Annotated in this window: 6 protein-coding genes and 3 pseudogenes; 6 read left to right on the top strand and 3 right to left on the bottom strand. The window is 63.9% G+C overall.

Translation table 11 applies throughout. From position 1 onward, the window contains the following. Positions 1 to 59: 59 nt before the first annotated feature. The 6 genes and pseudogenes from UP09_RS16455 to UP09_RS16440 all read left to right on the top strand — a co-directional run. Positions 60 to 776, top strand: a pseudogene (locus UP09_RS16455) (helix-turn-helix domain-containing protein); the annotation flags it as partial. A 24-nt stretch (positions 777 to 800) separates the two neighbouring features. Beyond that, positions 801 to 882, top strand: a pseudogene (locus UP09_RS39005) (integrase core domain-containing protein); the annotation flags it as partial. Continuing rightward, positions 861 to 1,046: pseudogene (locus UP09_RS39000) on the top strand (integrase core domain-containing protein); the annotation flags it as partial. The pseudogenes UP09_RS39005 and UP09_RS39000, both read left to right, overlap by 22 nt. A 114-nt stretch (positions 1,047 to 1,160) precedes the next feature. Next, the gene (gene rsmG / locus UP09_RS16450; RefSeq protein ID WP_044539288.1) at positions 1,161 to 1,826 is read left to right on the top strand and encodes a 16S rRNA (guanine(527)-N(7))-methyltransferase RsmG; all 666 of its coding nucleotides are present in this window, start codon (positions 1,161 to 1,163) and stop codon (positions 1,824 to 1,826) included. 31 nt (positions 1,827 to 1,857) lie between these two features. Further along, on the top strand, positions 1,858 to 2,709 hold the full coding sequence (locus UP09_RS16445) for a ParA family protein (RefSeq protein WP_044539287.1): 852 nt from the start codon (positions 1,858 to 1,860) through the stop codon (positions 2,707 to 2,709). Between the two features lie 147 nt (positions 2,710 to 2,856). Further along, on the top strand, positions 2,857 to 3,741 hold the full coding sequence (locus tag UP09_RS16440; protein ID WP_044539286.1) for a ParB/RepB/Spo0J family partition protein: 885 nt from the start codon (positions 2,857 to 2,859) through the stop codon (positions 3,739 to 3,741). A 107-nt stretch (positions 3,742 to 3,848) separates the two neighbouring features. Here the strand turns inward: UP09_RS16440 and holA are convergent, their stop codons facing one another. From holA to leuS, 3 genes are all read right to left on the bottom strand, one after another. After that, positions 3,849 to 4,877, bottom strand: coding sequence for a DNA polymerase III subunit delta (holA, locus tag UP09_RS16435; protein ID WP_044539285.1), 1,029 nt, complete (start codon positions 4,875 to 4,877; stop codon positions 3,849 to 3,851). A 113-nt stretch (positions 4,878 to 4,990) separates the two neighbouring features. Next, complete coding sequence (lptE, locus tag UP09_RS16430; RefSeq protein ID WP_044539284.1) at positions 4,991 to 5,542, bottom strand: LPS assembly lipoprotein LptE; 552 nt, start codon at positions 5,540 to 5,542, stop codon at positions 4,991 to 4,993. Beyond that, positions 5,529 to 8,165, bottom strand: coding sequence for a leucine--tRNA ligase (leuS, locus tag UP09_RS16425; protein ID WP_044539283.1), 2,637 nt, complete (start codon positions 8,163 to 8,165; stop codon positions 5,529 to 5,531). The genes lptE and leuS overlap by 14 nt, the downstream gene beginning before the upstream one ends. Positions 8,166 to 8,318: the final 153 nt, after the last annotated feature.

The following is an 8,318-nucleotide window of genomic DNA, read 5'->3' as shown; positions in this document are numbered from 1 at the left end:
CCGTCATTGCTGTGCAAGTTCACTAATTCGCTGATTGAATTCTCTTGCGGGAGGATTCGATGCGCGACAACAGCTACGACCGGACGATTGAGCGGAACTACCTGCAGAAGTGGCGGTTCCTGATCCCGGAATACGAGGCGGTGAAAGCCGGGCGGTCGGCAACGTTCCGCCGGGTCGGAGATTTTTATCGGCATCACGGCACCTGCTCGCAAACCTTCCGGAAGTGTTACAACCGCTATTTGCAAAGCGGCGAGGAGGCCGACCTCTTGCCGCGGCGGCGCGGACCGAAGTGGAAGGAACGGCGCGAACCGGAAGGCATCGAGGCCGAGATCGTTGCTTGCCGCCAGAGGGGGATGAACCGCTACGAGATCCATGCTGTCTTGCGCGAGCGGCGCGATACGCTACCCTCGCCGTCGACGATCTACCGGGTCCTGAAACGCTATCATCTGAACCGGCGCACGCCGGCGATGCGCGAGGAGAAACGCCGCATTATCAAGGACAAGCTCGGCGAACTTGGCCATGTCGATCTGCATCAGCTGCCACGCGACGTGTTCCTGGCGCCACCCCCGGCCACGGCCTATATCGTCAGCCTGATCGACAGCTGCTCGCGCCTGGCCTGGGCCGAGGTCATCACCTCCAAGAAAGCCTTGCCGGTCATGTTCAGGACGCTGAAGATGATCAACACCCTCAACGTCACCTATGGGCTGGTCTTCGCCGAAATCATGTCCGACAACGGCGCCGAGTTCGCATCCCGAAACAACCGTGAAGAGCATCCCTTCGAAGCCATGCTCCTCGAACTCGGCATCAAGCATCGCTACACCAGACCCTATCGGCCGCAGACCAACGGCAAGATCGAACGGTTCTGGCGTACCCTCGACGACGACGTCATCGATGGGGCAACCTTCGATAACCTCGATCACTTCGCCAATGAACTCTTCGAGTACCTGATCTACTACAACAACCACAGGCCTCATCAGGCCCTTGGCGGCCAGACACCAAAGGACTTCGCTGCGACCAAAACTGAACCCATTCAATCAGCGAATTAGTGAACTTGCACAATTGCGAGGAGCGACAGCGACGAAGCAATCCATCGCTCCCGGACGGCACCATGGATTGCTTCGCTTCGCTCGCAATGACGGGCGAGAACGGCATCCGAGAAAATGGCTCCATCGTCGCAGACCGCAGAACTCAAAGTCTCCGCCGCGGACAAAGCGGCGGCTCTCGCTCTCACCCCTGTTTCACGTGAAACGGAAGCGCGGCTCGACCGTTACGTCGCGCTGCTGCTGGAATGGCAGGCCAAGACCAATCTCGTGGCGCCGTCGACGCTTCCAAATCTCTGGACGCGCCACATCTCCGATTCGCTGCAGCTCCTGAGCCTCGCGCCATCGGCGAAGGCCTGGGTCGATCTCGGCAGCGGTGGTGGATTTCCGGGCGTCGTGCTGGCGTGCGCGCTGGCCGAAACGCCTGATGCTTCGATCCACCTGGTCGAACGAACCGCCAAGAAGGCCGCGTTCCTCCGCGAGGCGATTCGCGTGACTGCTGCGCCGGGGACGGTGCATCTGGCTGACATCGGGGATAGTGTGGATAGAATCGCTGGCTCGATCGATTGCGTCACTGCGCGGGCGCTGGCTCCGTTACATCAACTGATCGGTTTCGCGGAGCCGTGGGTGCGAAAGGGTGCGAAAGCGCTGTTTCTCAAGGGTCAAGATGTAGATGCTGAATTGACCGAGGCCACTAAATATTGGAATATTGAGCCAAAGCTTCATTCCAGCCGTACCGGCGGACACGGTTGGATCGTCGAACTCGGGTCAATCGAGCGGCGCTAGGGGACTCCGCGGCAGCAAGTGGTATTTGGGTATGACTGTGATGGACGAGATTTATCAAGCGGATAAGGTGCCGCAGTTGGCCGGCCATCCGCGCATTCTGTCGCTCGCCAACCAGAAGGGCGGCGTCGGCAAGACCACCACAGCGATCAATCTCGGCACGGCACTCGCGGCGATTGGCGAGCGGGTCCTGATCGTCGACCTCGACCCGCAGGGCAACGCCTCGACCGGCCTCGGCATCGATCGCCGCAACCGCAACTGCTCGACCTATGACGTGCTGATCGGTGAAGCCCCGCTGCGCGACGCGGTCGTCGTGACCGCGGTGCCGCGGCTGCACATCGCGGCCTCCACGATGGATCTCTCCGGCCTCGAGCTCGAGCTCGGCACCACGCCCGGCCGCGCGTTCCGGCTGCGCGATGCGATCGCCGGACTGAACGCCAACGTCTCGCCTGACTCCGATTACACCTATGTGCTGATCGACTGCCCGCCCTCGCTCAACCTGCTCACCGTCAACGCGATGGCGGCATCGGATGCGATCCTGGTGCCGCTGCAGTGCGAGTTCTTCGCGCTCGAAGGTCTGTCGCAATTGCTGCAGACCGTGGAGCAGGTCCGCTCGACGCTCAATCCGAACCTGTCGATCCACGGCATCGTGCTGACCATGTTCGACTCGCGCAACAACCTCTCCAACCAGGTCGTCGCCGACGTGCGCCAGTTCATGGGCGCCAAGGTCTACAACACCATGATCCCGCGCAACGTCCGGATCTCGGAAGCGCCGTCCTACGGCAAGCCGGTCCTGGTCTACGACCTCAAATGCGTCGGCAGCGATGCGTACCTCAAGCTCGCCACCGAAGTGATCCAGCGCGAGCGCGAGCTGCGCGCGCATTGATGACTGACACAGACGCGTAGGATGGGTGGAGCGAAGCGATACCCATCTTGCCGCGCGATGAGATGATGGGTTTCGCTTCGCTTGACCCATCCTACGATTCCAAAACTTAAGTCCGGAGTAGTGCGCGTGAATCCAAGGGAGCTGGCAATGGCCGACGAAGCGCGTTCGCGACTGGGGCGCGGGCTTGCAAGTTTGATCGGGGATGTCGGCGGCGAGGCCGCGCATGTCGAGCGCCCGCGCGGACAGCGCAAGGTGCCGATCGAATTCCTCAAGGCCAATCCGCGTAACCCGCGGCGCAGCTTCGCCGATGCTGAGCTCGGCGAACTCGCCGAGTCGATCAAGCAGCGCGGCGTGATCCAGCCGATCGTGGTGCGCGCGATCAAGGGCGCGCAGGATCGCTTCGAGATCATCGCCGGCGAGCGCCGCTGGCGCGCCTCGCAGCTCGCGGGCCTGCACGAAGTGCCGATCGTGCCGGTCGAGGTCAACGATTCCGATGCGCTCGAGATCATGATCATCGAGAACGTCCAGCGCGAAGACCTCAACGCGATGGAAGAGGCGCAGGGCTATCACGCGCTCGCTGACGAGTTCAAACGCAGCCAGGAAGAGATCGCCAAGATCGTCGGCAAGAGCCGCAGCCACGTCGCCAACATGATGCGGCTGACCAAGCTGCCGGGCGAGGTGCAGGCGCTGATCTCCAAGGGCGATATCTCCGCCGGCCATGCCCGCGCGCTGATCGGCGTGCCCGACCCGCTTGCTGCGGCGAAGCGTATCGTCGCCGAAGGCCTCAACGTCCGCCAGACTGAGGCGCTGGCACATGAGGAGGGCGTGCCGGAGCGCAAGCCGCAGAAGGCGCGTAGCGGCGGTGCGGCGAAGGACAAGGATCCCGACACCATCGCGCTGGAAAAGCGCGTCAGCGATGCGCTCGGCCTTGCCGTCACCGTCAACCATCGCGATCCCGGCGGCTCCGTCCAGATCAGCTACCGCAACCTCGAGCAGCTCGACGAGGTGATGCGGCGGCTGGAAGGCGGTTAGCGCAGTTGTCATTCCGGGGCGCGCGTTAGCGCGAACCCGGAATCTCGCTCCATCATCTCCGGATTCCGGGTTCATGCTTCGCATGCCCCGGAATGACGTCGTTAAATTCACCCCCGCCGTTTCGCATTCGCCGCGATCGACAGCAGCGCGCGTTGTGCGATGGCGGCGGCGAGCGAGGCCTGCTTGCGCATGTCGAGCGCTGCGGTCGCGAGCTGATCGATGATCCCGACCAGCCGCGGCGCGCTGAAATTGCGCAGCGCGATTTCGACCGCGGCCTTGCGCGAAAAATGCAGCCGCGGAAATCCGCCCTCGAGCACGGCCGAAGCCGGTGTCCCTTCCGCGATCGCGAGCGCCGATTTGTGCAGCCACGCCGCCTGGCGCTGCGCGGCCGAAATGATCACGCCGGGATAGGTGCCGGCGACAACAGCCTTGGCGAATTCGCTCTCGACCAAAGCCGGGTTGCCGGCAAAGGCGCCGTCGACGATCGGATCGAGCTTCAGCTCGGAAGCGTCAGACACCACGGTCATCACGTCATCCAGCGTGATCTCGTCCTTGCCATGGGCGAACAGCGAGAGCTTGCGCAGCTCGTTGCGTGAGGCCTGGCGGTCGCCGCCGAGCAGCGACATCAGCACCGCGCGCGCATCCGGCGCCAGCCGCAGGTTGGAGACCTTCAGCTCGTCCTCGATCAGCTTTGCCAGATCGCGCTCGGTGTCGGGATAGCAGGCGATTGCCACCGCGGTCTTCGCGCGCTCGCAGGCCTTGCGCAGCGGTGATTCCGGCCGCAGCTCGCCGGCCTCGATCACGATCCGGCAATCCTTCAACGGTGAGTCGGCGAGCGTGTCGACGCCGCTGGCAAAATTGCGCGAGCCGGCGCGGACGCGGATGGCGCGGCGGCCGCCGAACAGCGGCACCGTCATGGCTTCATCGACCAGGCGCGAGGGCTCGGCGGCGAGGTCGTCGCCATCAAGCCGCACCAGCGAGAAGGGATCGTTCGGATCGTCGACGGCGGAGGCCATCAGCGCGTCGGCGCGCTCGCGCACCAGGCCGGCGTCCGGACCGTAGAGCAGGATGATCGGGCGGCCGGCGTCAGGCCGGGCGAGGAAACTGTCGATCTCTTTTCCGCGGAGCGCGACCATCTAGCCCAAACTGTCATTCCGGGGCGCCTCGTCAGAGGCGAACCCGGAATCTCGGTTCATGAACTCTGGATTCCGGGTTCGTGCTTCGCACGCCCCGGAATGACGGTGATGTTTCAGGTCCCGGCGGAGAAAAACGATGCCAGCCGGGTCTGGATGTTGTCGGCGACCTCCTGCGCGGCGCGGTCCTCGGCGTCGCGGAAGGCGCGCGCACGGGCGAAGCGCTGGTAGGAGCCCGGCATGTCATACGACACGCGCGAGAAGGTCGTGCCGCTCATGACGGACTTGTTGGACGCGATCTCGATCAGGTTGAACTGCGCGTCGAGATTGTAGTTCTCGCTGGTCGGCAGGCCAGTGACGGTGCTGACCATCAGCGAGGAGCGGCCACTGTTGAATCTCAGCACCAGCCGGTGGGTTGGCGGCATGCCGGTGGCGGTGCCGTAGAGCTTGAAGGCGAGCGCGTTGCGGATCTCGACGCCGACGCGGGCCTCGCGGGAGGCATTCGCCTTGTCGACCGGCGGGATTTCCACGCCCATCAGCTTTTCGCGCAGATCGGGCGTGCCGTCGGTGTGTTCGGCATACATCGGATGGAAGCAGCCGGCCGTCAGCGCGGCCATGGCGACCACGGCAACGAGCCTGGCAGCGATCCTGATCCTAGCCGACAACATTGACGATCCTCATGGGCACCACGATCACCTTGCGGACGGGTTTGCCGTCCAAAGCAAGTTTTACCGCATCGAGCGCCAAAACGGCAGCCTCTATATCCGCATTTTGGGCGACCCGTGGCACGGTAACATCACCCCGCTTTTTACCGTTGACCTGGACCACCAGGGTCACGCTGTCTTCGACCAGCAAATCGCGTTCGATTTGGGGCCAATTCGCCTCAGAAACCAGCCCGTTCTGGCCCAAAACCACCCAGCACTCCTCGGCCAGATGCGGCATCATCGGCGCAAACAGTTGAACAAGGATGACAGCGGCCTCTTTTACCGCCCAGGAAACATCTGGAGCGACGTCCGGAGCCGGTTTTTCACCCTTGGCCAGCACCTCGGCCAGCGCATTGGCGAACTCGCGGATATGGGCGAGGCACACGTTGAAATGCAGCCGCTCGATGCCTGACGACACCTTGTCCAGCGCGCCATGGGCGGCCTTGCGCAGCGCCAGCGCCTCGGGCCCGAACGTAGCCGGCCGGGCCGCCGGCGCGGCCTTGGCGATTTCGGCCGATTCGTTGACCAGCCGCCACAGCCGCTGCAGGAAACGCGCGGCACCCTGCACTCGCTCGTCGCTCCAGATCACATCGCGGTCCGGCGGCGAGTCCGACAGCATGAACCAGCGCGCAACGTCGGCGCCGTAGCTCGCGATGATGTCGTCGGGGTCGACGGTGTTCTTCTTCGACTTCGACATCTTCTCGATCGGGCCGATCGTGACGTCCTCGCCCGTCGTCAGCAGCGTGGCGCGGCGGCCATTGCCGCCGACCTCGACCTTGACGTCGGCGGGCATGACCCAGGTGCCGTCGGCCAGCTGGTAGGTCTCGTGCACCACCATGCCCTGGGTGAACATGCCGGCGAACGGCTCCTTCATGTCGAGATGGCCGGTCGCCTTCATCGCGCGGGTGAAGAAGCGGCTGTAGAGCAGGTGCAGGATCGCGTGCTCGACGCCGCCGATATACTGGTCGACCGGCATCATCCGGTTGGCGACCGCGGGCGTGGTCGGCGCCGTCTCGTTCCAGGGATCGGTGAAGCGCGCGAAGTACCAGGACGAGTCGACGAACGTGTCCATCGTGTCGGTTTCGCGCAGCGCCTTGCCACCGCATTGCGGGCAGCTGACATGCTTCCAGGTCGGATGATGGTCGAGCGCGTTGCCCGGCTTGTCGAAGCTTACGTCCTCCGGAAGCACCACCGGCAAGTCGCTATCCGGCACCGGCACCACGTCGCATTTCGGGCAGTGGATGACGGGGATCGGGCAGCCCCAATAGCGCTGGCGCGAAATGCCCCAGTCGCGCAGGCGGAAATTCACCTGCCGCTCGGCGACGGGTGCGTTTCCGCGCAGCTCGCCTTCCAGGCGTTTTGCGACATCTTCCTTGGCCGCTTCGATCGTCATCCCGTCGAGGAAGCGCGAATTGATCATGCGGCCGTCGCCGTCATAGGCGACGTCAGTGATGACGAAGGTCTGGGGATCCTGGCCCTCGGGACAGACCACCGGCGTCACGCCGAGCGCATATTTGTTGACGAAGTCGAGGTCGCGCTGGTCGTGCCCCGGGCAGCCGAAGATCGCGCCGGTGCCGTATTCCATCAGCACGAAGTTCGCCACGTAAACCGGCAGCTTCCAGCTCGGATCGAACGGATGGACCGCGCGGATGCCGGTGTCAAAACCCTGCTTCTCGGCGGTGTCGATGATCTCTTGCGCGGTGCCGATCTTCTTGATGTCGGCGATGAACTCCGCAAGCTTTGGATTCTTCGCAGCTGCCGCCAGTGCCAGCGGGTGATCGGCCGAGATCGCCATGAATTTCGCGCCGAACAGCGTGTCCGGTCGCGTGGTGAAGATCTTCAGTTCGTTCTCGCCGGCGGGTGTCGTCGCCGCATCGAGCGCGAATCGAACCAGCAGGCCTTCGGAGCGGCCGATCCAGTTGCGCTGCATCAGCCGCACCTTGTCGGGCCAGCGGTCCAGCCCGTCGAGCGCGTCCAGCAGCTCCTGCGCGTACTTGGTGATCTTGAAGACCCACTGGCTCATCTCGCGCTGCTCGACCACCGCGCCCGAGCGCCAGCCGCGGCCGTCGATCACCTGCTCGTTGGCGAGCACGGTCATGTCGACCGGATCCCAGTTCAGCTTGCGCTTCTCGCGCTCGGCGAGGCCGGCGCGCAGCATGTCGAGAAACATCTTCTGCTGATGCTTGTAATATCTGGGGTCGCAGGTCGCGAATTCGCGTGCCCAGTCGAGCGACAGCCCGATCGACTTGAGCTGCTTCCTCATCGCGGCGATGTTGTCGTAGGTCCAGGCCTTCGGCGCCACCTTGCGCTCGATCGCGGCGTTCTCCGCCGGCAGGCCGAAGGCATCCCAGCCCATCGGATGCAGCACGTTGAAGCCCTTGGCGCGCATGAACCGCGCCAGCACGTCGCCCAGCGTGTAGTTGCGGACATGCCCGATATGGATGCGCCCGGACGGGTAGGGGAACATCTCGAGCACGTAGTATTTCGGCCGCGGATCGTCGTTCTTGGAAGCGAAGATCGCCTTGTCGTCCCAGGCGGCTTGCCAGCGGGGCTCGGATTCACGGGCGTTGTAGCGTTCGGAGGTCATGAAATCGCAGGGCTTTTGGGTGGCTTTTGGTGGATTTGGGTCCCATCTGGGGACGGCGGACTAGGCCATAAAAACGCCCATGGGGTCAACGGTTTGGGGACCTCCAAATCCTCATAGGGGGTGCCGCCCACTCCTCTCCTCCGGGTCGTCCTG

The organism is Bradyrhizobium sp. LTSP885, assembly GCF_000938305.1.
Lineage (GTDB): Bacteria > Pseudomonadota > Alphaproteobacteria > Rhizobiales > Xanthobacteraceae > Bradyrhizobium.
Note: the sequence above shows the minus strand (reverse complement) of the source record. Positions and strands in the feature narration are given on the sequence as shown.